This window comes from Paenarthrobacter sp. NyZ202 (assembly GCF_049860755.1).
Taxonomy (GTDB): Bacteria; Actinomycetota; Actinomycetes; order Actinomycetales; family Micrococcaceae; genus Arthrobacter.
Genome location: NZ_CP187556.1, coordinates 2,428,691 through 2,452,654 on the forward strand (window position 1 = coordinate 2,428,691; position 23,964 = coordinate 2,452,654).

The window sequence follows — 23,964 nt, forward strand, 5'->3', positions numbered from 1 at the left end:
GCGTGTCCCGTATCGCCCACAGCGCAACCCCGGCGTGGCCACCGCCGCATTCCACGTAGACTTGAAGCCATGCATTCATCTCCCGGTCAGCCCCACCTCAAAGCCGTGCTCTGGGACATGGATGGCACCTTGGTGGACACCGAGCCTTACTGGATTGCCGCTGAACGCGCACTCGTTGAAGCGCACGGCGGAACATGGTCACACCAGCAGGCCATGCAGCTGGTAGGGCAGTCATTGATGCATTCGGCCGCCATCCTGCAGGCTGCGGGCGTCCGGATGAAGGCCCGGGACATCGTGGACCACCTCAGCGCCGAAGTCATCCAACAGGTCCGGCGTGAGGTCCCGTGGCGTCCAGGCGCCCGGGAACTGCTGAACGACCTCCACGAATCCGGCATCCGCTGTGCCCTGGTCACGATGTCCGAGGGGCCTTTGGCCGGAGTGGTGGTCGAAAGCCTCCCCAAGCCATACTTCGAGTTCCTGGTCACTGGTGACACCGTGACTAACGGCAAGCCCCACCCGGAGGCCTACCTCACGGCTATCGACCGTCTGCAGCTCGACGATCCTGCCCTCACCATCAACCACTGCGTCGCCTTGGAGGACTCCATTCCCGGTGCCACTGCGGCACTGGCCTCCGGCGTCGTCACTGTAGGCATACCGCACCAGGTCCCCCTTCCTGAACTCCCGGACATGATCCTGTGGGACACTCTGGCCGGCAAAGCGACCGACGATGTTGCACAACTCGTCCATGGTCGCGCGGCATCCGCCCAGGCGGCAACGGAGACGCCGGACGCAGGCCTGCTGGAAAGGGCCAACTAAGTGAGCAGTCCCTCCGCGCCACACCACGCGGCCAGCAAGAAGGACGGAATACCCCTCGGAAAAATCGCGGGAATCCCTGTGTATCTGGCGTACTCGTGGTTCGTGATTGCCGGATTCACGGTCATCGTCTACGGACCTGCACTCCTGGTCAGGATGCCGGAACTCGGCGCCGGGGCATACTTTGTGGCCCTTGGCTATGCCTTGCTGCTGGCCCTGTCCGTGCTGGTGCACGAACTCGCCCACGCACTCAGTGCCAAGGCCTTCAACTGGCCCACGGAGAAGATCGTCCTGAATTTGTGGGGCGGCCACACCCAGTTTGAGAGCTTTACCGCTTCTCCCGGCCGTTCAGTGATCGTTGCCATGGCCGGTCCCGTGTCCAACTTCGTGCTGGCAGGCGGCATGTGGCTCGTGCTGTCCACCGGTGCCCTCACCGGTGTGGCCGACATCCTGGCGAACATCCTGATGTGGGCCAACCTCCTGATCGGTATTTTCAACGTGCTGCCAGGGCTTCCCCTGGACGGCGGGCGCCTGGTCGAGTCGGCTGTCTGGAAGGTCACCGGCAGCCAGGACAAAGGAACCATCGCTGCGGGCTGGTCAGGGCGCGCGATCGTTGCCGCGCTGGTCATCTGGTTCATCGGCCTGCCGCTCATCAGCGGCGCACCCCTGGACATCAGCCTCATGCTGATCACCGTCCTCGTCTGCGGTTTCCTGTGGATGGGGGCGTCGGCGTCCATCCACCATGGCCGCCTGCGCAGCCGCCTCTACCTTGTCAGCGCGGCGGCCCTGGCCGACCCCGCGGTCGGCGTTCCGAACTCAGCCACTGTGGCAGACGTCCTGGCGATGTCCCCGGCGGGGAGTCCCGCCGTCGTTATCTGTGGACCTGACGGCAGGCCGCAGGGTGTTGTCAACCCCGCTGCCGCTGCCGCTGTGCCGCCGCAGGCAGTCTCCACGACGCCGGTCACCGCGGTGGCGCACGCTTTGGCTGCCGGTGCCTATGTTCCGGAATGGTCCAAGGGCCAGGAGCTGATCCAGTACCTGGCGTGGCTCGAAGGTGGCGAATACGCAGTCGTTGACCACAATGGAACCGTCACTGGCCTGCTCCGCCAACAGGCCGTCGTGACAGCCATTACAGGCAAGGAAGTCCGGGGTACCGGGCGGGCCTGACGCTGTTGCCGGTAGAGTTACCTGCCGGCCCCTAAAACAAAACCACCGATTTTCGGCGCCAGCACGCAGCAACACAAGGGCGGTCCATCCGCCGCACAGGAGCGAGGAACACCAGATGAGCAGCGAAACCGCCGCCCCCGAAGCCGGCGCAACCACCGGCCAGCCAGCTGCCCGAGCCGCCGTCCAGCCTACCGGCGCGGCACGCCGGCGCGGACCCTTCCGGGTTGGCGAACGCGTCCAGCTCACTGACGAGCGCGGGCGCATGAACACCATCACGCTGGAAGTCGGGGGCGCCTTCCACACCCACCGCGGCTTCCTGAACCACGACGAGATCATCGGCAAGGTGGACGGCTCGGTGGTCAGCAACAACATCGGACAGCAGTACCAGACACTCCGGCCGCTGCTGTCGGACTTCGTTCTTTCCATGCCCCGCGGTGCCGCGGTGGTTTACCCGAAGGACGCCGGGCAGATCGTCACCATGGCCGACATCTTCCCGGGCGCCCGCGTCGTGGAAGCCGGCGTGGGATCCGGCGCCTTGTCGATTTCCCTCCTGAGGGCGGTCGGCGACGGCGGATACCTCCACTCCTTCGAACGACGCGAAGAATTCGCGGACATTGCCCGCGGAAACGTTGAGACCATCTTCGGCGGCCCCCATCCGGCCTGGCAGATCTCGCTGGGCGACTTCCAGGAAGAAGTGGTCAAGGCCGAGGAGCCCGGCTCCGTTGACCGCGTGGTCCTGGACATGCTGGCGCCCTGGGAATGCCTTGATGCGGTTGCAACCGTCCTGGCACCGGGCGGCGTCTGGATCAACTATGTCGCCACCGTGACACAGCTTTCCCGAACGGCCGAAGCCATCCGCGCCGACGGCCGCTTCACCGAGCCCGACGCCTGGGAGTCCATGGTGCGCGGTTGGCACCTGGAAGGCCTGGCTGTGCGCCCCGACCACCGCATGGTGGCACACACGGGATTCCTGCTGGTCACCCGGCGGCTGGCAGAAGGAGTCACCGGTATCTCCACCAAACGACGCCCCTCCAAGACAGAATTCAGCGAAGAAGATCTCAACGCCTGGACCCCTGGAGCAGTAGGGGAGCGCGCCGTCTCCGACAAGAAACTGCGGCGGGCTGCCCGCGACGCCATCGCCGGGACCAATGTCCAGGATGGCCCGTCAGTCACAAACTGACAAAGATCACAATCGGGTCCGCATTCCGGATGTCACCAAGCACCCTGAGCTTTTCGGGACTAAGGTCTTGTTAAGCGCAGGAAGGGGCTGATGAATCGTGGATACGTCGAACAACGACATTGGACGGCCGACGCCGGAGGAACCAAACGCTGCAGCGGGAGAGGCAGCGAACCGCAGGCTTGGCATCCAGCCGCCGGACCCTTCGAGCGAACTGACTGTTGCCGAGCGGCAAATCAACATCCTCAGGGACAAGCTCCGCCACATCGACCGCCAGCTTGCTGCCGCCACCCAGAACAACAGCAAGCTCGTTTCCATGCTGGAAACAGCGAAGGCTGAGATCCTGCGTCTCAAGGGAGCCCTGGAGCAGGAGGGCCAGCCGCCGTACAGCTTTGGAACGGTGCTGCAGATCAATCCGCGGCGGCAACCTGCGCCGGGCAACTCGGGGCAGGCGGCCACGGAAGAATCCGTGGACATCTTTAATGCCGGCCGGAAGATGCGGGTTGGCATCAGCCCCCTGGTCAACGTCAACCAGTTGGCCGTAGGCCAGGAAGTCCTCCTCAACGAGGCCCTTCTTGTCGTGGCCGGTTTGGGCTACGAACGGGCCGGCGAGCTGGTGACGCTCAAGGAATTGCTGGGCAAGGACCGCGCCCTGGTGGTGGGCCGGGCTGATGAAGAGCGGGTGGTCCGGCTCTCCGGGGCCCTGCAGAACGTGCACTTGAAGGTTGGGGATGCCCTGTCCCTGGACTCACGGACCGGCTACGCCCTGGAAAAGGTTCCCCGGGCCGAGGTGGAAAACCTGGTCCTGGAGGAAGTTCCGGACATCACCTACCAGGACATCGGCGGACTCGGCCCCCAGATCGAACAGATCCGCGATGCCGTGGAACTGCCCTTCCTGCACCCGGACCTCTACCGCGAGCACGGCCTGAAGGCACCCAAGGGCATCCTCCTGTACGGCCCTCCGGGCTGCGGCAAGACCCTCATTGCCAAGGCTGTGGCGAACTCCCTGGCTGCCCGTGCCGCCGAGCGTGCCGGCAATACCGACCTCAAGAGCTACTTCCTCAACATCAAGGGCCCTGAGCTGCTGGACAAGTACGTCGGCGAAACCGAACGGCACATCCGGTTGATCTTCTCGCGAGCCCGCGAAAAGGCATCGGACGGCAGCCCGGTGGTGGTGTTCTTCGACGAGATGGATTCGCTGTTCCGCACCCGCGGCACCGGCGTGTCCTCGGACGTGGAAACCACGATCGTTCCGCAGCTGCTCAGTGAGATCGACGGCGTGGAACGCCTGGACAACGTCATCGTCATCGGCGCTTCCAACCGCGAGGACATGATCGACCCGGCGATCCTGCGTCCCGGCCGCCTGGACGTCAAGGTCAAAATCCAGCGCCCGGACGCCGAGGCCGCAGCGGACATCTTTGGCAAGTACATCACCACAGACCTGCCCTTCCACGCCCAGGACCTCGCCGAGTACGGCGGCGACGTCCAGGCAACCGTTGACGCCATGATCCAACGCACCGTGGAGGCCATGTACTCCACGGAGAAGTCCAACGAGTACCTCGAAGTCACCTACGCCAACGGTGACACTGAAATGCTGTACTTCAAGGACTTCAACTCCGGCGCAGTGGTGCAGAACGTGGTGGACCGGGCCAAGAAATACGCCATCAAGGACCTCTTGACCAACCACCAAAAGGGTCTTCGGATCGACCACCTGCTCAAGGCCGTGGTCGATGAGTTCCGCGAACACGAGGACATGCCCAACACCACCAATCCGGACGATTGGGCCCGGATTTCGGGCAAGAAGGGCGAGCGCATCACGTACATCCGCACCATCGTCCAGGGCAAGGCGGGCCAGGAACCCGGCAAGTCCATCGAAACCACTGCCAACACAGGCCAGTACCTGTGACAGCCGGAGCACAGGGAGTTCCCACCGAAAAGTTGCCCGCGGGTGGCGCCATGCGCGTCATGGGCTCGGAGACCGAATACGGCATCCACGCTCCGTCGGCACCCGGGGCCAATGCCACCATGATGTCGGCCAGGATCATCCAGGCCTACGCCACGGTGACGCGGCAGCGGGCCGCCGGTGGCGCCGAGACCCGGTGGGATTACACCGACGAGGAACCCCTCCACGACGCCCGCGGGTGGACAGTGGACAGGGCCAGCGCCGATCCCAGCCAGCTCACCGACCAACCGCCGGTGCTCGACGCCGAGGCCGTCGCCTTGGCCTACGGCCGACAGGAGTTGGAACTCGACGGCGCGGACGAATCCGGTTCCCTGCTCATGAACATGGTCCTTGGCAACGGTGCCCGCCTGTACGTGGACCACGCCCACCCCGAGTACTCCAGCCCGGAGGTCACCAATCCACGCGACGCCGTGAAGTGGGACGCTGCAGGAGACCAGGTGGCATTGGCCACGGTCCGGAAAGTGGCTGCCGATACCAGCCTCCCTCCGATCAACCTCTACAAGAACAACACGGACAACAAATCGGTCTCCTACGGATCGCACGAAAACTACTTGATGCCCCGCTCGGTTCCGTTCGGGGACATCATCAAGGGGCTGACTCCGTTCTTCGTTTCCCGCCAAGTAATGTGCGGCGCAGGACGCGTGGGGATGGGGCAGGACAGCTCGACGCCTGGATACCAGATCAGCCAGAGGGCTGATTTCTTCGAGGCCGAAGTCGGCCTGGAAACCACCATCCGCCGCCCCATCATCAACACCCGTGACGAGCCGCATGCAACGGCTGACCGCTACCGGCGACTTCACGTGATCATCGGTGACGCCAACCTGAGCCAGGTATCCAACTACCTCAAGTTCGGTACCACGGCCATGGTCCTCAGCCTCATCGAAGCCGGCCAGGCACCGCGGATCGAGGTCCATGAGCCGGTGCAGGCCCTGCAGTCCATCAGCCATGACACCTCACTGACCACCACCGTGCGCTTGCTCGACGGCCGGAGGGTCACTGCGCTGGACATCCAGTGGATGTACTTCGAGGCCGCGGCAAAACTCGCCCAGGAGACCGGCGTCGCGGACGCAGTGACAGGAGACGGGCACACCCACGGGGTCCTTGAACGCTGGGAGTCCACCCTCTCAGCCCTCGGAAGCGATCCGGCCTCCGCGGCGGCCTCTGTTGAATGGGTGGCCAAGAAAGCGATCCTGGAGGGATACCGCAACCGGGACTCCCTCGAATGGAATGACGCCCGACTTGGCCTGGTCGACCTGCAGTGGTCCGATATCCGCCCCGAAAAGGGGCTCTACTACAGGCTGCTGGCGCGTGACCGGATGACCCGGCTGGTGGACGACGGCGACATCGCCGCCGCGGTGACCCAACCGCCGTCGGACACGCGGGCGTACTTCCGGGGCCGGTGCGTCTCGACGTTCGGCAAGGACGTGGTCGGTGCCAGCTGGGACTCGGTGATTTTCGATGTTCCCGGCTTGGGAAAGCTGCAGCGGGTGCCCACGAGGGAACCTTTGCGCGGCACCGAAGCCCTCACCGGCGCGCTCTTCGAGAGACACCGGGAGGCCGGAAACTTCCTGGCGGAGCTGCTCGGCCGGGAGCCGTCACCGACCAAGGACAGGCAGTAGTACGGCACACGGAGCGTGAGGTCCGTAAAGCCGTACGGACCGCCGTATTGCGTGGCAATATGGCAGTAGGAAGTCCCCACTGACGGGGGCTGACAGTAGGGAGAAGGAAATGGCAGGTCAGGAGCAACAGCAACCGCAGTCCCGCGAGACAGAGGAAGTAGACGTCCCCGAGGCCCCGCCGGCGGCACCGGAGGCCCAGGCTTCCGAAGCGACCCAGGGTGTGGACGATCTCCTCGACGAGATCGACGGCGTCCTGGAATCCAACGCCGAGGAATTCGTCAGGGCCTTTGTCCAAAAGGGCGGCCAGTAAGCGGACGCCCGCAGGAGGTACTGCCCGCCGGCGCGAGGCCGGGGGCATCGGAACGCAGAGTCGAAGGAGTGCAGCAATGCAGGACCCATCAACCGGCCCCCTGGCCACCCAGGCAACGTCTTCTTTCACGGAGCATCTTCAACGTTCGCGTCCCGAACTTCTGCCATTCAACCAAACATTGCCGGCCGGAAACGTTCCTCCGTCTCCCCACGCCACCACCATCGTCTCGCTGACGTACGCCGGTGGCGTGCTGATGGCGGGGGACCGGCGGGCAACCATGGGCAACGTCATTGCAAGCCGCCATATCGAGAAGGTTTTCCCTGCCGACCAGTACTCCGTGCTGGGCATTGCGGGCACCGCGGGCCTTGCGATCGACATCACGCGGCTCTTCCAGGTTGAACTGGAGCACTACGAGAAAATCGAGGGGACGCTGCTCAGCCTGGTTGGTAAGGCGAACCGCCTCGGTGCAATGGTCCGCGGCAACCTCCCGATGGCCATGCAGGGCCTTGCGGTCATTCCGCTTTTCGCCGGCTTCGACCACGTATCAGCCACGGGACGGGTCTTCTCCTACGATGTCACCGGCGGCCGCTACGAAGAGCAGGAGCACCACTCTGTTGGCTCGGGTTCGGTCTTTGCCCGCGGCGCCCTCAAAAAGTTGTGGCGGCCCAATTTGTCCGAGGAAGAAGCGGTTGCCGTGGCCGTCGAGGCTCTCTACGACGCTGCGGACGATGACTCGGCCACCGGTGGACCGGATCCCGTGCGTCAATTGTGGCCGGTGGTCTATACGGTCAACCGTGCCGGCAACCGCAGGGTGTCGGAACGCGAACTGGGTGCGATAGCGGGCGCGATTGTTGAGTCGCGCGCCATCGCGGGACGGGAGGCCTAGCATGACGCAGCAGTTCTATGTTTCACCCGAACAGTTGATGAAGGACCGTGCGGACTTCGCGCGGAAAGGTATTGCCCGCGGACGCTCGGTCATTGTGATCAGTTGTGCTGACGGCATCGCCCTCATTGCCGAAAACCCTTCACCCTCCCTGCATAAGATCGGTGAGATCTACGACAAGATCGGTTTTGCCGCCGTAGGCAAGTACAACGAATTCGAGAGCCTCCGGCAGGCCGGCGTCCGGTACGCCGACGTCCGGGGGTACTCCTACGACCGTGAAGACGTCACAGCACGGGGCCTGGCCAGCGTCTACGCCCAAAGCCTCGGTGCCGTTTTCACGGCGGAGCAGAAGCCCTTCGAAGTCGAACTGGCTGTGGTCGAAGTCGCACCCACCCAGGAACGTGACCACCTTTACCGGCTGACCTTCGATGGTTCCATCGCGGATGAAAACGGCTTCGTGGTGATGGGCGGACTTGCAGACCAGATCTCCGACGTCGTCAAGGACGCCTGGGACGCCGGCCTGACCTTCCCGGGGGCGTTGCGCCTGGCCCTGCGGGCCCTCGCGGTGGATAAGGAAGCCGACTCGCTGCCGCCCACCGCAGTGGAAGCCGCGGTCCTGGACAGGGCATCCGAAAGCCACCGCGGCTCGCGGCGGGCCTTCCGGCGCCTGCTCCCGGCGGACGTGGAACAGCTGCTCTCAGAGGAGGCTTGAGATGGACAAGCGCATATTCGGCATAGAGACGGAATTCGGGATCTCCTACTCAAGCCCTGATTCCCGCCCCCTGGCGCCCGAAGAAGTAGCCCGCTACCTGTTCCGCAAAGTGGTCAGCTGGGGGCGATCATCGAACGTATTCCTGACCAACGGATCGCGCTTGTACTTGGACGTGGGCTCCCACCCCGAATACGCGACCGCCGAATGCGACGACCTCGCACAGCTCATAGCCCACGACAGGGCCGGCGAACTAATCCTGGACGACCTCGTGGACGAGGCCCAGACCCGCTTGGCCGCAGAAGGCTTCAACGGCACCGTCTACCTGTTCAAGAACAACACCGACTCGGCCGGCAATTCCTACGGCAGCCATGAAAACTACCTGATCCCGCGGCGCGGGGAGTTCTCACGTCTGGCCGAGATCCTCATTCCGTTCCTGGTCACACGGCAACTCATTGCCGGGGCCGGAAAAGTCCTCAAGACACCCCACGGGGCTACCTTCGCTTTCTCCCAGCGCGCAGACCACATCTGGGAAGGTGTCTCCTCGGCCACCACCCGTTCACGGCCCATCATCAACACCCGCGACGAACCACATGCCGACGCCGAGTTCTACCGGCGCTTGCATGTCATTGTGGGCGACTCCAACATGTCGGAGACCACGGCCCTGCTGAAAGTCGGCACTGTGGACCTGATCCTGCGCATGATCGAGGCGGGGGTGATCATGCGTGACATGCGCATGGAGAATCCCATCCGCAGCATCCGGGAAATTTCGCACGACCTCACGGGCCGTGCCTTGGTCCGCCTGGCCAACGGCCGCCAGTTGTCCGCCTTGGATATCCAACGGGAGTACCTGGCCAAGGTGACGGAGTTCGTTGCGGCCAACGGTGCGCACAACCCCCATGTACCCCTGATCCTTGATCTCTGGTCCCGTACCCTGGATGCCATCGAAAGCGGCGACTCCAGCAGCATCGACACGGAAGTCGACTGGGCCATCAAGAAGAAGCTGATGGATGGTTACATGCGCAAGCATGACCTTGGGCTTGATTCGCCGCGCATTGCCCAGCTCGACCTCACCTACCACGACATCTCGCGGCAACGCGGCTTGTTCTACCTGCTGCAGTCCCGTGGTGCCGCAAAGCGGCTGGTGACCGAAACGGACGTCAAAGATGCCGTTGATGCACCGCCGCAGTCCACCCGGGCCAAGCTCCGCGGTGACTTTGTGAGGCGGGCACAGGAACTGGGCCGCGACTACACCGTGGACTGGGTCCATCTGAAGCTGAATGACCGTGCGCACCAGACCATCCTGTGCAAGGATCCCTTCCGCAGTGTGGATGACAGGGTGGATGCGCTCCTTGACTCTATGAGCTGACTCCCAGCTTCACGGGCTATTCTGGATAGTGGCCTCCTTTCGCGAGGCCGCTTCCTTGGATGCGCAGAGCGCCTTTCCGAGTGTCCATTGCCCCGACGAAAGAGTCTTTTTGTGCGCCGACTCCTAGCACTTCTTTTCCCCCTCCTGCTGCTCATCACGGCATGCGGGGGAGGGAGCACCCCGTCCGCAGAGCCCACCAGCCAGTCCTCGGGCGACATCTCCAAGCTCGACTCCGTGAAGGTATCCGACAACGGAAACGACAAAGCCCCCGGACTCGAATTCAGCAAGCCGCTGACTGTTTCCGAACCGACCATCAAGGTTGTCAGCGAGGGCGACGGTGACCGCGTCAAGGCCGGACAGGTCGCGGAACTGGCCTATGTTGCCGTCGACGGCAACGACGGCAAGACCGTCGAGGACGCTTACCAGAACGGCCCCCAGCCGCTGGAGCTGAACGATCAGCTCAAATCAGGGAACGAACTCATCTACAACGCAATCGTCGGCGCCAAGGTTGGCTCGCACGTCGCTTTCGCTGCCCCGGGTTCGGCCACCGGTTCCGGGACAGGTTCAACCCAGCTGGTGGTTTTCAAGCTGATTGCGGCCAAGGACCCTGCGCCTGTCCTGGAGAAGCCCGAGGGTGAAACGGTGACGCCGCCGGCCGGATTGCCCACCGTCAAGGAAAATGACCAGGGCGTACCGGAGATCTCCGTGGAGGGCGTTGCCGCTCCCACCGAACTGGTTTCCCAGGACCTGATCAAGGGCAACGGGGCTGTCGTGAAGGAATCGGACACGCTGACGGTCAACTATGTTGGCGTCACGCTCAAGGGTGGAACCAAGTTCGACTCAAGCTTTGACCGCAACGAGCCCACCAGCTTCCCGCTGACCGGCGTCATCAAGGGCTGGACCCAGGGCCTGGCAGGCAAGACTGTCGGTTCGCGCGTCCTCCTGGTCATTCCGCAGGACCTCGCTTACGGTGAGGCCGGCCAGGGCGAGGCGAAGGGCGACCTCGTCTTCGTCGTTGACATCCTCGGCGTCAAGTAGCCGGTCAGCCTCCCGGGGACTGGCTAAGCTGGTTCCTGGCACCATCAGCACCCCACTAAAGGAGCAACCATGTCATTTGGCCAGCGTGATTACGATCGCACCAAGCCGGAGATCGACTTCCCGGAAGGCGACGTCCCCACAGAACTGCGGATCGTCGATCTCATCGAGGGCACTGGCCAGGAGGCCAAGGCCGGCGACACTGTTTCCACCCACTATGTGGGCGTGGCCTGGTCCACCGGTGAAGAATTCGACGCGTCGTGGGGCCGCGGGGCACCGCTGGACTTCCGTGTCGGCGTCGGCCAGGTCATCCAGGGCTGGGACCAGGGCCTCCTGGGCATGAAGGTCGGCGGCCGTCGCCGCCTTGAGATTCCCTCGGAGCTCGCTTACGGATCCCGCGGCGCCGGTGGAGCCATCAAGCCGAACGAGGCTTTGATCTTCGTCGTCGACCTCGTGGCGGTCCGCTAAAGACTGGCAACGCAAAGCGCGGCATCTACCGGATTCTTCCCGGCGGGTGCCGCGCTTTGCTGCTTTTCTCCGGGACTTTAGTAACGTAGCAACCGTGTCCGCATCCCGCACTGAACGACTCCTTAACCTGCTCCTGGCCTTGCTCAACACCCGGGTCGGACTGACGCGCGCTGTGCTGCGCGAGAAGGTCTACCATGGCTCGGCGGAGAATGATGTGGCCTTTGGCCGCATGTTCGAGCGGGACAAGGTGGAGTTGAAACAATTCGGCTTCGAGATTGAGACGCTGACCGAGCCTGGTTTTGGCGGCGAGGATCCGGCCACCACACGGTACCGCATCGGCAAGGACTCCAACCGGCTACCGGATGTGAGCCTCACTCCCGCTGAGTCCACGGTCCTTCTCCTGGCTGCGCAATTATGGGAGCGGGCCGCCCTCGGCAACGCTGCCGCCAGCGCCGTCCGGAAGCTTCAAGCCTCCGGCGGCTTCAGCGATGTGGACCTGCCCGCAGGCGTCCAGCCGCGGATTAAGCCGGCTGGCCAGGCATTCGACGACGTCGTAGCCGCCATGCACTCCCGGCATGCCGTCCGTTTCGGCTACCTTGCCGGCAGCACGGAACGCGAGGAAGAGCGCGAAGTCGAACCATGGGGCCTGGGGAGCCGCTTCGGCCAGTGGTACCTGGTGGGCTTCGACCGGGGCCGGGGCGCCAAACGGATCTTCAGGCTGTCGCGCATGACCACGGCGGTGTCAGTGGTATCGAACAGTTCCTTCGAACCTCCCAGCGGCTTCAACGCGCGGGCAGAGTTGGATGCCCTGAATGAGCTGCCGCTGCAGCAGGCAGTACTTGACGTGGACCCGGGCCGCCTGCTGGCGCTCCGTAAACGGGCCATCTCGGTGGAGGAAGCTGCAGGACCCGGCTCCCGGGACCGGCTCACCGTCGACTTCCGGGACCCCGACCAACTTGCGGAGGAGCTTTCCTCCTACGGTCCCCACGTCAAGGTGACGGAGCCGGCCGACTTGCGGACCGCCGTCGTACGCAGGCTCGAGGCCGCTGCCGCTTTCAACGCCGCCCCGCCCCTTCCTGTTGTCTTTCCCGAAGCGGGTCCCGCACCCCGGGCAAGGAAGCGAACGTCCGAGGACCAACTGGCCCGGATGCTTCAACTCGTACCGTTCCTGGTGCACCACCAGGGGCTCCACATCCAGGAAGTGGCGGACCATTTCGGGATCAGCCGCAAGGCGCTGATCGAGGACCTCAAGATTTTGATCTGCTCGGGCCTGCCGGAGGGCTACCCGGACGACCTCCTGGACATCCAGTGGGAAAACGACCACGTCTACATCACCGAACATCTTGACCTGAACCGTCCTGTCCGTTTCAGCGGGGACGAGGCAGCCGCCCTGTTGACCGGGCTGGCGATGCTGGGGGACCTGCCTGAGCTGGCCGGACTGGGGGAGGACCCGGAACAGAATCCGCTGGAGTCCGTCATCATCAAACTCACAGGAGCGGCCGGGGAAGCCGCCCGTATGGCCGGCACGGTTTCCGGGCAGTCCGTGGCACCCAGCCAGTCTCAAGCCTTCGCCACGGTGACCCAGGCCATCAAGGACGGCCGCCAGTTGCACCTGAGTTACCTGTCGCCGCAACGTGACACGGTAACGGAGCGGGATGTGGACCCCCTCCGCCTCTTCTCACTGGACAGTGTCTGGTACCTGGAGGCCTATTGCCACAGCAGGACGGGCCTGCGGAACTTCCGGCTTGACCGCATGGTGGACGTGGAGCAGAACGGCCGTCCAGTGTCCGGGGAAGTGACTGCGGGACAGGACTTTCCAGCGCGGCTGTTCACCCCCGGGGAGGACGACGTGTACGTGGTCCTCGAGTTGACCAGGCAAGGCGCGGGGATCGCCGAGGACTACTATGCCGAGCGTACGGCTGCCCTGCCCGACGGCGGAATGGTGGCCGAGATCCGTTTTGGCAATGCCGACCTTCTTCCCATGTTTATTTCCCAGCAGGGCGGAGCGGCCAGGATCGTGGAACCGCCTGAGCTCAGGACAGCTGCTACCCGGTGGGTTGAAGCCGCCCTGTCGCAATACGGTGGCCGTTCCCCGCAGGACGCCCCGGCTGGCTAGACTACACAGATGCCTTGGTGGTTTTGGATCCTTTTGTGGATCGCGCTCGTTGCCCTGTCCCTGCTCCTGCACCTGACCCTCGGCTATCGTTTGTTCCGCAAATTCATGGCAACTGTTCATGAGTTGGGCGACGCGGGTCAACGTTTCGGCAACCTTCCGCAGCCGCAGGAAACCTCCGATGTTGAACGCGCCGGCAACACGCCCGCACCCGGCCCGGCGATTTTTGCCTCGCCGGAACAGATGCGTCATGATTACGTGACGGCCAAAGCCTTCCGCCAGGAAGTTCGTCGCCGGAAACGCGTTGAGCGCAAAGCCGGACGGGGTCAACCCCAATCCCTGCACGACATAGAATTCAGTTAGACGTAGGATGAATCCACAAGGAAAGGACCTCCCCACATGAGGCTTGAAGGCTGGCATCTCATTATCATCATCGTCCTGGCTTTGGTGCTGTTTGCCGCACCCAAGCTGCCGTCCATGGCGCGCAGCATCGGCCAGTCCATGCGGATCTTCAAGTCGGAAGTCCGCGAAATGAAGAAGGACGGCGCCTCCGAGACCAAGGACACGCCTGCAGCCTCCGACGCCGTCGAGGGCAAGGTCGTGGACCACCCGGACGCCAAGGCCAGGAACAACGGCGAAACCGACGTTCCGCCCTCCAACCGCGTCTAAGAAGAAGTGGTACAGACGAAGGGGCGCAAAGCCAACCCCGAAGCCAGGATGGCGCTCCTTGACCATCTGAAGGAGCTCAAGAACCGGCTCTTCAAGGCTGCCATTGGTGTCATCCTGGGTACCGTGGTGGGCTTCATCGTGTACCAGCCGCTCCTGGAGGCCTTGATCAAACCGATCAAGGACCTCAATGAAAAGGAGGGCCGTGCCGCAACACTGAACTTCGACGGCGTTGCCAGCTCCTTTGACCTCATGGTCCAGGTTTCCGTGTTCCTCGGACTGCTCGTCTCCAGCCCCGTCTGGATCTACCAACTGTGGGCGTTCATCGTTCCCGGCCTGCATAAGAAGGAACGGCGCCTGGCGCTGTCGTTCGTTGCAGCCGCCGTTCCACTCTTCATCGGCGGTGTCCTGCTCGCATGGCTGGTTCTGCCCAATGCCGTCCGGGTGCTCACTGACTTCACTCCCAGCGGCGCGTCGAACTTCATCACCGCCCAGGTATACCTCGCCTTTGTCTTGCGCCTGCTGCTGGCATTCGGCATTGCCTTCCTCGTGCCGGTGGTCCTGGTCGGCCTGAACCTTGCGGGAATCGTGAAGGGCCAGCAACTCATCAAGAGCTGGCGCATCACGATCTTCCTGGTGTGCCTGTTCGCGGCCATGGCCGCACCCGGCGCCGACGCGATGAGCATGTTCTACCTGGCAGCGCCCATGCTGCTCCTGTTCTTTGCCGCGATCGGAGTGTGCGTCCTGAACGACCGCCGCCGGGAGCGCCGCGCAGTAAAGCGGGCTGCTGAGACAGAAGCCACGGCCGATATCGCCACCCCGGCGTCCGATCTGGAGAATCTGTAGACCCAAGCCCACTAGGCTTGATGCATGTCCTTTACGTCAGCCTCTCCATCTCCCTCGGACCGCTATCAGGCAGCAGCCCAACGGGCCGCTGAGGCCAAGAGCTACCTGGGAGCGTTTGCCCGCTCCCTGGACTTCGAGATGGACGATTTCCAAAGGGAAGCCTGCCGTTCCCTGCAGGAAGGCAGGGGAGTCCTGGTTGCTGCCCCTACGGGTGCGGGCAAGACGATCGTCGGTGAATTCGCAATCTATCTGGCACTCCAGCGCGGGCTGAAAGCCTTCTACACCACGCCCATCAAGGCGCTGAGCAACCAGAAGTTTTCGGAACTGGCGGAAAAGTACGGCTCCGGCAACGTGGGCCTGCTGACCGGTGATACCACCATCAATGGAGACGCTCCCGTGGTGGTCATGACCACTGAGGTCCTCCGCAACATGCTCTATGCAGACTCAGAGACCCTGGGTGACCTCGGCTTCGTGGTCATGGACGAGGTCCACTACCTCGCGGACCGCTTCCGCGGCGCCGTCTGGGAAGAAGTCATCATCCACCTGCCCAGCGAAGTACAGGTCGCCTCGCTCAGCGCCACGGTCTCCAACGCCGAGGAATTCGGCGCCTGGCTGGACACGGTACGCGGCCACACGGACGTCATCGTGTCCGAACACCGCCCGGTGCCCTTGTGGCAGCACGTGATGGTGGGCCGGGAGATCGTGGATCTCTTCGCCGGCGACACCACCTTCGACCAAATCGCGGTGTCGCTGCCGGACGATGAAGTACCGGACCTCAGCGATGCCGAGGACGCGCCGGACGAGGCAGCCCTGCCGGCAGCGGCCCGTAAATCCGTGGCCACGCGGGCCGGCCGCCCGTCGGCCCGGCAGCCGGTCACCGGTCCGGAATTCGAAGTGAACCCTGAATTGCTGGCCATGGCCCGTTCTGAGAGCCGGATGAACTTCAACGGCAGGTTCGGCCATGGCGGCCGTAGCCGGCGCCGCCAGGACAGGAACCGCGATGACCGGCACACGGCTGAGCAGCGCAGCCCTGTGCGCAAGGCCAGCCGCCCGCAGGTCATTGACAGCCTCAACCGCCAGGGGCTCCTTCCCGCAATCACCTTCATCTTCTCCCGCGCCGGGTGCGACGCCGCGGTAGCGCAGTGTGCTGCCTCCGGACTCTGGCTTACCACGGAACGCGAACAGCAGATCATTGCCCAGCGGGTTGATGAAGCCAGCCACGACATCCCCGCCGACGATCTTGATGTCCTGGGTTTCTGGGCCTGGCGGGACGGCCTGGTCCGGGGTTTTGCGGCGCACCACGCCGGAATGCTGCCCACCTTCAAGGAGGTGGTGGAGAAGCTCTTCGCCGATGGCCTGGTCAAAGCGGTCTTCGCCACCGAGACCCTTGCCTTGGGGGTCAACATGCCTGCCCGCTGCGTGGTCCTGGAAAAGCTGGAGAAATTCAACGGCGAAGCCCACGTGAACATCACGGCAGGGGAGTACACCCAGTTGACCGGGCGCGCCGGACGCCGCGGCATCGATGTCGAAGGCCATGCCGTGGTGCTGTGGCAGCCAGGAACCGATCCGGCGGCGGTTGCCGGCCTCGCATCCCGCCGGACCTACCCCTTGAACTCCAGTTTCAGGCCGACCTACAACATGAGCATCAACCTGATCGCGCAGTTCGGCCGCGTCCGTGCGCGCGAGATCCTTGAATCGTCGTTTGCCCAATTCCAGGCGGACCGTTCCGTGGTGGGTCTCGCCCGGCAGGTTCGTGGCCGCGAAGAGTCCTTGGCCGGCTATGCCAAATCCATGCAGTGCCACCTGGGCGACTTCACCGAATACGCCAGGCTCCGCCGGGAGCTGGGCGATGCCGAAAAGTTCGCCGCGCGCGACCACCAGAGGGCGCGGAAATCGAGGGTGGCCGATTCCTTGACGCGCCTCTTGCCCGGGGACGTCATCAGCGTGGACAGCGGCAGGCTGGCGGGTTACGCCGTCGTGCTTGATTCCGATCCCAACGCCCGCGAACCGAGGCCCTCGGTGCTGACCTCGGACAGCCAGCTGCGGCGCATCAGCGTCCACGACGTCGAGGCGCCTGTTGCACCGGTGACCCGGATCCGCATTCCCAAGTCCTTTAACGCAAAGGTTCCCAAGTCCCGCAGGGACCTCGCCTCTTCTGTGCGCAATGCCGTGAGCGAGGAAGCCCCCCAGCGCAGGCGCAACAGCAGGCATGAAGACTTCGGCCTCGGAGCGCGCATGCCGGACCAGGAGCGGAAGATCACCGAATTGCGCAGGGCGCTGCGGGCCCACCCCTGCCATGGCTGCAGCGAGAGGGAGGACCACGCCCGCTGGTCAGAGCGTTGGTGGAAGCTCCGCAAGGAAACCGACGGATTGGTCCGCCAGATCCAGGGCCGCACCAATACCATTGCCAAGACCTTCGACCGCGTGTGCGATGTCCTCTCCGCGTACGGCTACCTGGAAACCCACGACGGCGGCAGGGTCGCCATCAGTGCCGACGGCCAGCGGTTGCGCAGGATCTATGGCGAAAAGGACCTTTTGATATCGCAGGCGATCAGGCAGGGCGCCCTCAATGACCTCGACGCTGCCGAGCTCGCCTCCCTTGCCAGCGCGCTGGTGTACCAGGCGAAGCGGGAGGACCGCGGCCTGCGGCCCCGGATGCCATCCGTCTCCTTGGAAACTGCCGTGGACATTGTAGTCCGGGAATGGTCTCAGCTGGAGGACACCGAAGAGCAGAACCGCCTCCCACTGACCGGCGAACCGGAACTTGGACTGGTCTGGCCAATGTACAAGTGGGCCAAAGGACGGCATCTTCAGGATGTCCTCAACGGCACCGACCTCGCTGCCGGAGACTTTGTCCGCTGGGCCAAGCAAGTAGTGGACCTGTTGGACCAGCTGGCCAAAATTCCACAACTCGACCCCCGGATTGCCCGGATCTGCCGCGACGCCATCGATCTCGTCCGACGGGGTGTGGTGGCGTACTCCACTGTCGCCTGATTCCGGTCTATTCATCTTAAGAACGTTCTAGGAGCACACCGCATGAACCAGCCAGGCCAGGCAGCCGGCACCTCCCGCGACCGCAAGGTCACCCTGTACCGCAACGGGTCGATCTATACGGCCGCCGATCCCTTTGCCACGGCGATGGTGGTTGACGGGGACACCGTAGCCTGGGTCGGCTCCGAGCAGGCGGCCACTTCCATCGCGGACGATTCCATGGACATCATCGATCTCCGCGGAGCGCTGCTGGCGCCCGGTTTTGTTGACTCGCACGCCCACCTCACCGAAACGGGACTCGCCCTTGCCGGGCTTCAGCTGTCCGGCGTCGCATCCGCCCGTGAACTGCTCGACGCCGTTGCTGCCGCCCCCGGAACCGGGACGGTCATCGGGCACGGCTGGGACGACACCACATGGCGCGACCCCAGCCTTCCCACGCTTGAAGAACTTGACCGGGCTTCCGGCGGGCGACCCGTGTACCTGTCCCGGATCGATGTCCACTCGGCCCTCGTCTCTGCGTCACTGGCGGCTGAAGCCGGGCTGCCGGGCCAGGACGGCTTCACCGGCAGCGCGCAGGTGGTGCGTCAGGCCCACACCACCGCACGCCTCTTCACGCGGCAGTTCACCGAAAATGACCGACGCACTTACCAGGAGCTTGCACTTCGGCAGGCGGCAGCGCACGGCTACGTTGCCCTGGCCGAGATGTCGGCTCCCCATATCGGTGGCCCGGAAGACCTTCGGTCTGCGGCTTCGTGGAACGACACTGGCAATGTGCCGCAGATCCTGCCGTACTGGGGCGAACTGGCCGGCTCCCAGGATCACGCCCGGCAGATTCTCGATGGCTTGGGCGTCCACGTGCTGGGACTGGCAGGGGACCTCAACATCGATGGCTCCATCGGTTCCCGGACGGCTGCGCTGAAAGACGATTACTCGGACGCACCGGGACAACGGGGCAGCCTGTACCTGTCCGCGGACGAGGCAGCCAAGCACCTTGCTGCCTGTTCATTGCTGGGCATCCAGGGCGGTTTCCATGTCATCGGCGACGCGGGCCTGGCTGCTGCCCTGGAAGCCTTGGACGCTGCAGCCGCGGAAGTCGGCGCCCAGCGTGTCCGGGCGGCGGGACACCGGTTCGAGCATGTGGAACTGGCTGACCAGGCCGCGGTGGAGAAACTCGCCGAATACTCGGTCACAGTAAGCGTGCAACCCGGGTTCGATGCAGCCTGGGGAGCACCCGGCGGCCTCTACGAGCAACGTTTGGGAGAGCGAAGCCGAACCATGAATCCCTTCGCTTCCTTCTACTCCAAGGGGGTGCCGGTTGCGTTCGGCAGCGACAGCCCGGTGACACCCCCCAGCCCCTGGTCCAGCATCAGGGCCTGCCTGGAACACAGCAACCACGCAGAGCGTATTTCCGCCAGGGCGGCGTTCCTTGGGCACACCCGTGCCGGCTGGCGCGCCAGCAAACACCGGAACCCCCTTATGGGGCAACTGGTTCCCGGCGCTCCCGCCAGCTTTGCCGTGTGGGAAGTCGAGGAACTGATGGTGCAGGTCGCGGACAGCCGCGTGCAGTCATGGAGCACCGATCCCCGGGCCAGGACGCCGCTGCTTCCGGCGCTTGATACCGGCAGCGACCCTCTCTGCCTGCAGACGGTCCGGGAAGGCAGTGAGTTGTTCGCCCACGAATCCCTCCGGGTCTAGGGCGAATTTGTTGGTTGGCCACAAAGCGCCGCCTGACCTCGGCCTGTGGACCGGCCCGCAGCACCTCCTGCGCCCGAACCTGCACTGTGTTCCGCATTACAGCCGCAGTCCGGGGCTCGTTCCTCGTCCTATAATGGAGAGTTGCGCCAGGACGCCGGCCCGTCGGGGCCGGCCCGGCACACACTGACCGCTCCATCAAGGAAAGGCCTCTTCTTGCGTGTCCTGACGATCATCCCTACCTACAACGAGCTGGAATCGCTTCCCAAGACACTGGGTCGACTGCGCGCTGCAGTCCCCGAGTCGGATGTCCTGGTAGTCGACGACAACAGCCCGGACGGAACGGGACAGCTTGCCGACGGCATCGCGGCGGATGACAGCCAGGTGCACGTGCTGCACCGCAAGGGCAAGGAAGGCCTGGGAGCTGCCTACATCGCAGGTTTCAAGTGGGGCCTCGCAGCAGGATACGACATCCTGGTGGAGATGGACGCTGACGGTTCCCACCAACCGGAGCAGTTGCCGCTCCTGCTCGACGCAGTCAAGGACGGCGCCGACCTCGCCATGGGGTCGCGCTGGGTTCCCGGCGGCAGCGTGGTCAACTGGCCGCTCTACCGCCAGGCAATCTCCAGGATTGGCAGCACCTACGCGCGAATCATGTTGGGCGTCAAGATCAAGGACGTCACGGGCGGTTACCGCGCGTTCCGCCGCTCCACCCTTGAGGCCCTCAAACTCGACGAAGTCGAGTCGGTGGGCTACGGATTCCAAGTGGACTTGGCCTGGCGCGTGGCCAAGCTTGGCCTTCGCATCGAGGAACGCCCCATCACGTTCGTGGAGCGTGAGCTTGGTGCCTCGAAGATGAGCGGCAACATCGTGGTCGAGGCCATGATCAATGTCACCAAGTGGGGCCTGTCCTCCCGTTGGGCGAAACTTACCGGCAAGCGGCCGGCACTGGCCAAGTAGGCTCCTCTGCATTTAGAAAGCCGGGCCGGCTCCCCGAGGGGGAGCCGGCCCGGCTTTCGTTCAATCAGCGTTTATCAGGCGGAGCGACGCTCTCCGCGGCGCTCACGCAGGATGTTGAGGCGGTCTTCAAGGATCTGCTCCAGCTCAGGAAGCGTACGGCGCTCAAGGAGCATGTCCCAGTGAGTACGGACCGCCTTTTCATTGGCGTCAACAGGACGCTCACCGTCAACCAGCAGCGCTTCCTTGCCGGTCTTGGAAACCCAAACGGGAGGGATCTCGGCTTCGGCGGCAAAAGTCACGAAGACCTGCTCGCCGTCCTCGCACCGGTATTCGACCCGCTGGCGCGGCGCCGGCTCGACACCGGATTCGGTTTCCATGCTCTGGGCGCCAAGACGCATACCCCGCAGGCTGCGATCGCTCATGATTACTCCCTCTGTCTGTCCGCGGGGCCGGAGCCCCGCGCTTGCCGCAAGTCGTTTGCACGGTCCTCGCGGACTACTTCTGCACACCTTGCATCACACATTGCAACGCTCGGCGAAGCTTAAATGTTCCATCCAGGCTGTACCAGCCGGACAAATATCCCATTATACGCAGGTAGGCCACCTGCCTCAAAACCGCCCTTAACTGAAGGAGCGGCCGGCCCTGTGGCCGACCGCTCTTGTCAGGTACTTCGCCTAAGCGGAAGGCCTCGGAGGCTCCGTGGCCGTTGCCGGTGCGCCGTCCTTGGGACCAAACAGTCCCGCCACGGGTGAGTCGCCGTTGGCCCCACCCAGCGCCCCGCCGATGCCCTTGAGAGCCTCACCGACCTCGCTGGGGATGATCCACAGCTTGTTGGAGCTGCCCTCGGCCAGCTTGGGCAGCGTCTGCAGGTACTGGTAGGCAAGGAGTTTCTGGTCCGGATTGCCCTTGTGAATGGCATCAAAGACCTTCTGGATGGCCTGGGCTTCACCGTCAGCACGAAGAATCGCCGCCTTCGCATCACCTTCTGCAGCCAAGATGGCGGCCTGGCGCTGGCCCTCGGCGGTGAGGATCTGCGATTGCTTGGTGCCTTCGGCCGTCAGGATGGCTGCACGGCGGTCACGTTCGGCCCGCATCTGCTTTTCCATGGAGTCCTGGATGGAGTGGGGCGGATCAATGGCCTTCAGTTCCACCCGGGAAACACGGATGCCCCACCGGCCTGTGGCCTCGTCGAGGACACCCCGGAGCTGGCCGTTGATCTGGTCGCGTGAGGTCAGCGCTTCTTCGAGGTTCAGGCCGCCCACAACGTTGCGGAGCGTAGTGGTGGTCAGCTGTTCCACAGCCTGGATGTAGTTGGCGATCTCATAGGTAGCGGCCCGGGGGTCCGTCACCTGGAAGTAGACCACCGTATCGATTGACACCACGAGGTTGTCCTCGGTAATCACCGGCTGCGGCGGGAAGGACACTACCTGTTCGCGAAGGTCAAGGAGCGGCAACAGCCGATCCACGAACGGTATCAGGATGGTGAGTCCAGGGTTGAGCGTGCGCTGGTACTTGCCGAGGCGTTCCACGACGCCGGCACGAGCCTGCGGGATGATCCTCACCGACCGGACCAACACGATTATGACAAAAATGACCAGAACAATCAGCACAATTGCTGCCGCTGTTCCTCCCAGGCCGTCCATACATCTCCTTCGTTCCCCAATTGCGTGGTCTGATGCGGCCTTCCGCCGGAGGATACGCCCGGCTCCCGCAGTAATACGTTGGTGGTTCAGCCAGGCGTGGTGTCGCCGGCGGTGGAGGCGACTACCGCCGTCGCACCTTCAATCCTGGTGACCCGGACCGTGGCCCCGGCGTCGAGAATGCCGTTGGTGCTGCGCGCGCTCCAGACGTCGCCGCCGATCTTGACCAGGCCGCTGGTTCCGGTGACGGCTTCGAGGACCACAGCGGATTGTCCGATCAGGCGGTCGATGTTGGTCCGTTGCTCGGCTGGTCCCTTGTGAAGGTGCTTAAGCGCAACCGGCCGGACGAAAGCAATCATGAGGAGGGAAACCACGCTGAAAATGACGATCTGGAGCCAAAGGTCCGCTCCTGCGAAGTCTGCGATCAGGCCCGCCAGGGCTCCACCGCCCAGCATGATGAAAAAGAGGTCGAGGGTGAGCATCTCCACCACTGCGAACGCGAGGAAAACAGTAAGCCACAGGGCCCACCAGTTCTCACCAAGCCATTCAAACATCATTCCCCCTTGATCCCGGACCCCCTTTGAGCAGGGGACACAGTCACTGTTCCTCCATCCTAGCCCGTGGATCCGGTACCGTCAGGAAGCTGCCGGGCGGGGGACAAATGTGCTGATCCGGAACTTGGCCGTGGGGCTGAAAACACCCTCCAGGCCGGCAAGTTCCGCAACCGCCGCCGGGCTCAGGTGATGTCCTGCGGGACCCATGAAGGCGAGGTCGGCCAGGTCCGGTCCGGTGAGGGTCAGCCGGACGTCCAGTTCCTGGTCATCCCCGGGTTCAAAGTAGGGGTCAAGGGAGGCACGCAAGCGGTCAGCTTTGCCTTCCTCGATGGCCAGCAGCCCCGCCTGTGCAGCAACCCCGGCAAGGTGGCCGGGTCGGGGTGTCACCACCACCAAGGTGCCGCCTGGACGGAGGACGCGCACGAATTCCTCCGGGTTCCGTGGCGCGAAGACCACCATCACCACGTCCACGGAGTGGTCGGCCAGCGGGAGCGGCCGCCAGATGTCCCACACGAGGTTCACCGCTTGCGGATTAGTCCGCGCGGCCCGTCGCAGTGCGTACTTGGAGATGTCCAGACCAACAGCCGACGCGGAAGGCACGCGGTCCAAGACGGCGTGGAGGTAGTTTCCGGTCCCGGTTCCGGCGTCGAGGACTACGGCGCCAGGGCGGGACAGCCGCCCGGCAACGTGCCCGGCAAGTGCGGACGACAATGGGGCGTAATGGCCGCCGTCCAGGAAGCGCCGGCGTGCTTCCACCATGCCTGGGCTATCGGCTTCGAAGACGGTGCCCTTGCCCGTCAGCAGGTTGAAATAGCCTTGTTTTGCAGCGTCGAACCGGTGTCCGGCCTGGCACGCCAGGGTCAGCGGCCGGCTATCCAGGAGCCGGAGCGTCCCTTGGCACACGGGACAACGCAGGGCTTGGACAGCAGGGGAGGACATGGCTTCAATCCTACGGTGGTCGGAGTGTCCGATGCGGGGCGCCGGGCCCA

The 23,964-nt window shown here is 64.1% G+C and carries 22 protein-coding genes; 18 read left to right on the forward strand and 4 right to left on the reverse strand.

Annotated elements, in window-relative coordinates; all coding sequences use genetic code 11:
• Positions 1–69 precede the first annotated feature (69 nt).
• From ACPFL9_RS11225 to ACPFL9_RS11310, 18 genes are all read left to right on the forward strand, one after another.
• Entirely contained in the window at positions 70–816 is a 747-nt protein-coding gene (locus ACPFL9_RS11225) for an HAD family hydrolase (RefSeq protein ID WP_426002696.1), read from the forward strand.
• A complete protein-coding gene (locus ACPFL9_RS11230) occupies positions 817–1,980 on the forward strand; it encodes a site-2 protease family protein (protein WP_426002698.1) in 1,164 nt (387 codons plus the stop codon). It abuts the gene before it with no gap.
• A 115-nt stretch (positions 1,981–2,095) separates the two neighbouring features.
• Entirely contained in the window at positions 2,096–3,160 is a 1,065-nt protein-coding gene (locus ACPFL9_RS11235; protein ID WP_426002699.1) for a tRNA (adenine-N1)-methyltransferase, read from the forward strand.
• A gap of 97 nt (positions 3,161–3,257) precedes the next feature.
• The gene (gene arc, locus ACPFL9_RS11240) at positions 3,258–5,063 is read left to right on the forward strand and encodes a proteasome ATPase (protein ID WP_426002701.1); all 1,806 of its coding nucleotides are present in this window, start codon (positions 3,258–3,260) and stop codon (positions 5,061–5,063) included.
• Between the two features lie 50 nt (positions 5,064–5,113).
• Positions 5,114–6,739 (forward strand): depupylase/deamidase Dop, encoded by a 1,626-nt coding sequence (dop, locus tag ACPFL9_RS11245; protein WP_426007535.1) that lies wholly within the window; start codon positions 5,114–5,116, stop codon positions 6,737–6,739.
• A gap of 109 nt (positions 6,740–6,848) precedes the next feature.
• On the forward strand, positions 6,849–7,049 hold the full coding sequence (locus ACPFL9_RS11250) for a ubiquitin-like protein Pup (protein WP_426002702.1): 201 nt from the start codon (positions 6,849–6,851) through the stop codon (positions 7,047–7,049).
• A 76-nt stretch (positions 7,050–7,125) separates the two neighbouring features.
• Positions 7,126–7,935 (forward strand): proteasome subunit beta, encoded by an 810-nt coding sequence (prcB, locus tag ACPFL9_RS11255; RefSeq protein ID WP_426002704.1) that lies wholly within the window; start codon positions 7,126–7,128, stop codon positions 7,933–7,935.
• Position 7,936: 1 nt separating this feature from the next.
• A complete protein-coding gene (gene prcA / locus ACPFL9_RS11260; protein ID WP_426002705.1) occupies positions 7,937–8,644 on the forward strand; it encodes a proteasome subunit alpha in 708 nt (235 codons plus the stop codon).
• A 1-nt stretch (position 8,645) separates the two neighbouring features.
• Positions 8,646–10,010 carry a Pup--protein ligase gene (gene pafA, locus ACPFL9_RS11265; RefSeq protein WP_426002706.1) on the forward strand — a complete coding sequence of 455 codons (1,365 nt, stop codon included), beginning with the start codon at positions 8,646–8,648 and terminating at the stop codon, positions 10,008–10,010.
• A 111-nt stretch (positions 10,011–10,121) separates the two neighbouring features.
• Positions 10,122–11,048 carry an FKBP-type peptidyl-prolyl cis-trans isomerase gene (locus ACPFL9_RS11270; RefSeq protein WP_426002707.1) on the forward strand — a complete coding sequence of 309 codons (927 nt, stop codon included), beginning with the start codon at positions 10,122–10,124 and terminating at the stop codon, positions 11,046–11,048.
• A 69-nt stretch (positions 11,049–11,117) separates the two neighbouring features.
• The gene (locus tag ACPFL9_RS11275) at positions 11,118–11,513 is read left to right on the forward strand and encodes an FKBP-type peptidyl-prolyl cis-trans isomerase (RefSeq protein ID WP_426002709.1); all 396 of its coding nucleotides are present in this window, start codon (positions 11,118–11,120) and stop codon (positions 11,511–11,513) included.
• Between the two features lie 94 nt (positions 11,514–11,607).
• Entirely contained in the window at positions 11,608–13,629 is a 2,022-nt protein-coding gene (locus ACPFL9_RS11280; RefSeq protein ID WP_426002711.1) for a helix-turn-helix transcriptional regulator, read from the forward strand.
• 9 nt (positions 13,630–13,638) lie between these two features.
• Positions 13,639–13,989: a hypothetical protein gene (locus ACPFL9_RS11285; protein WP_426002712.1), complete on the forward strand. Its 351-nt coding sequence runs from the start codon at positions 13,639–13,641 to the stop codon at positions 13,987–13,989.
• 36 nt (positions 13,990–14,025) lie between these two features.
• A complete protein-coding gene (gene tatA / locus ACPFL9_RS11290) occupies positions 14,026–14,295 on the forward strand; it encodes a Sec-independent protein translocase subunit TatA (RefSeq protein ID WP_426002713.1) in 270 nt (89 codons plus the stop codon).
• 6 nt (positions 14,296–14,301) lie between these two features.
• Positions 14,302–15,138 carry a twin-arginine translocase subunit TatC gene (gene tatC / locus ACPFL9_RS11295; RefSeq protein ID WP_426002714.1) on the forward strand — a complete coding sequence of 279 codons (837 nt, stop codon included), beginning with the start codon at positions 14,302–14,304 and terminating at the stop codon, positions 15,136–15,138.
• Between the two features lie 24 nt (positions 15,139–15,162).
• Entirely contained in the window at positions 15,163–18,132 is a 2,970-nt protein-coding gene (locus ACPFL9_RS11300; RefSeq protein ID WP_426002715.1) for a DEAD/DEAH box helicase, read from the forward strand.
• Between the two features lie 42 nt (positions 18,133–18,174).
• Positions 18,175–19,824 carry an amidohydrolase gene (locus ACPFL9_RS11305; RefSeq protein WP_426002717.1) on the forward strand — a complete coding sequence of 550 codons (1,650 nt, stop codon included), beginning with the start codon at positions 18,175–18,177 and terminating at the stop codon, positions 19,822–19,824.
• 213 nt (positions 19,825–20,037) lie between these two features.
• Positions 20,038–20,781 carry a polyprenol monophosphomannose synthase gene (locus tag ACPFL9_RS11310; RefSeq protein WP_426002718.1) on the forward strand — a complete coding sequence of 248 codons (744 nt, stop codon included), beginning with the start codon at positions 20,038–20,040 and terminating at the stop codon, positions 20,779–20,781.
• A gap of 74 nt (positions 20,782–20,855) precedes the next feature.
• Here the strand turns inward: ACPFL9_RS11310 and ACPFL9_RS11315 are convergent, their stop codons facing one another.
• From ACPFL9_RS11315 to ACPFL9_RS11330, 4 genes are all read right to left on the reverse strand, one after another.
• The gene (locus tag ACPFL9_RS11315; protein ID WP_397321881.1) at positions 20,856–21,203 is read right to left on the reverse strand and encodes an RNA polymerase-binding protein RbpA; all 348 of its coding nucleotides are present in this window, start codon (positions 21,201–21,203) and stop codon (positions 20,856–20,858) included.
• 252 nt (positions 21,204–21,455) lie between these two features.
• Complete coding sequence (locus ACPFL9_RS11320) at positions 21,456–22,424, reverse strand: SPFH domain-containing protein (RefSeq protein WP_426002720.1); 969 nt, start codon at positions 22,422–22,424, stop codon at positions 21,456–21,458.
• 86 nt (positions 22,425–22,510) lie between these two features.
• Positions 22,511–22,975 carry an NfeD family protein gene (locus ACPFL9_RS11325; protein ID WP_426007536.1) on the reverse strand — a complete coding sequence of 155 codons (465 nt, stop codon included), beginning with the start codon at positions 22,973–22,975 and terminating at the stop codon, positions 22,511–22,513.
• Between the two features lie 81 nt (positions 22,976–23,056).
• On the reverse strand, positions 23,057–23,914 hold the full coding sequence (locus tag ACPFL9_RS11330; RefSeq protein WP_426002721.1) for a methyltransferase domain-containing protein: 858 nt from the start codon (positions 23,912–23,914) through the stop codon (positions 23,057–23,059).
• Positions 23,915–23,964: the final 50 nt, after the last annotated feature.

Bases quoted from the DNA above. Each gene is read 5' to 3' on its own strand.
- pafA (WP_426002706.1), top strand. From the start codon at position 8,646: ATGGACAAGCGCATATTCGGCATAGAGACGGAATTCGGGATCTCCTAC.
- dop (WP_426007535.1), top strand. From the start codon at position 5,114: ATGCGCGTCATGGGCTCGGAGACCGAATACGGCATCCACGCTCCGTCG.
- ACPFL9_RS11325 (WP_426007536.1), bottom strand. From the start codon at position 22,975: ATGTTTGAATGGCTTGGTGAGAACTGGTGGGCCCTGTGGCTTACTGTT.
- prcB (WP_426002704.1), top strand. From the start codon at position 7,126: ATGCAGGACCCATCAACCGGCCCCCTGGCCACCCAGGCAACGTCTTCT.
- ACPFL9_RS11250 (WP_426002702.1), top strand. From the start codon at position 6,849: ATGGCAGGTCAGGAGCAACAGCAACCGCAGTCCCGCGAGACAGAGGAA.
- ACPFL9_RS11320 (WP_426002720.1), bottom strand. From the start codon at position 22,424: ATGGACGGCCTGGGAGGAACAGCGGCAGCAATTGTGCTGATTGTTCTG.
- ACPFL9_RS11285 (WP_426002712.1), top strand. From the start codon at position 13,639: ATGCCTTGGTGGTTTTGGATCCTTTTGTGGATCGCGCTCGTTGCCCTG.
- ACPFL9_RS11235 (WP_426002699.1), top strand. From the start codon at position 2,096: ATGAGCAGCGAAACCGCCGCCCCCGAAGCCGGCGCAACCACCGGCCAG.
- ACPFL9_RS11315 (WP_397321881.1), bottom strand. From the start codon at position 21,203: ATGAGCGATCGCAGCCTGCGGGGTATGCGTCTTGGCGCCCAGAGCATG.
- ACPFL9_RS11305 (WP_426002717.1), top strand. From the start codon at position 18,175: ATGAACCAGCCAGGCCAGGCAGCCGGCACCTCCCGCGACCGCAAGGTC.
- ACPFL9_RS11330 (WP_426002721.1), bottom strand. From the start codon at position 23,914: ATGTCCTCCCCTGCTGTCCAAGCCCTGCGTTGTCCCGTGTGCCAAGGG.
- ACPFL9_RS11275 (WP_426002709.1), top strand. From the start codon at position 11,118: ATGTCATTTGGCCAGCGTGATTACGATCGCACCAAGCCGGAGATCGAC.
- ACPFL9_RS11300 (WP_426002715.1), top strand. From the start codon at position 15,163: ATGTCCTTTACGTCAGCCTCTCCATCTCCCTCGGACCGCTATCAGGCA.
- ACPFL9_RS11225 (WP_426002696.1), top strand. From the start codon at position 70: ATGCATTCATCTCCCGGTCAGCCCCACCTCAAAGCCGTGCTCTGGGAC.
- prcA (WP_426002705.1), top strand. From the start codon at position 7,937: ATGACGCAGCAGTTCTATGTTTCACCCGAACAGTTGATGAAGGACCGT.
- tatA (WP_426002713.1), top strand. From the start codon at position 14,026: ATGAGGCTTGAAGGCTGGCATCTCATTATCATCATCGTCCTGGCTTTG.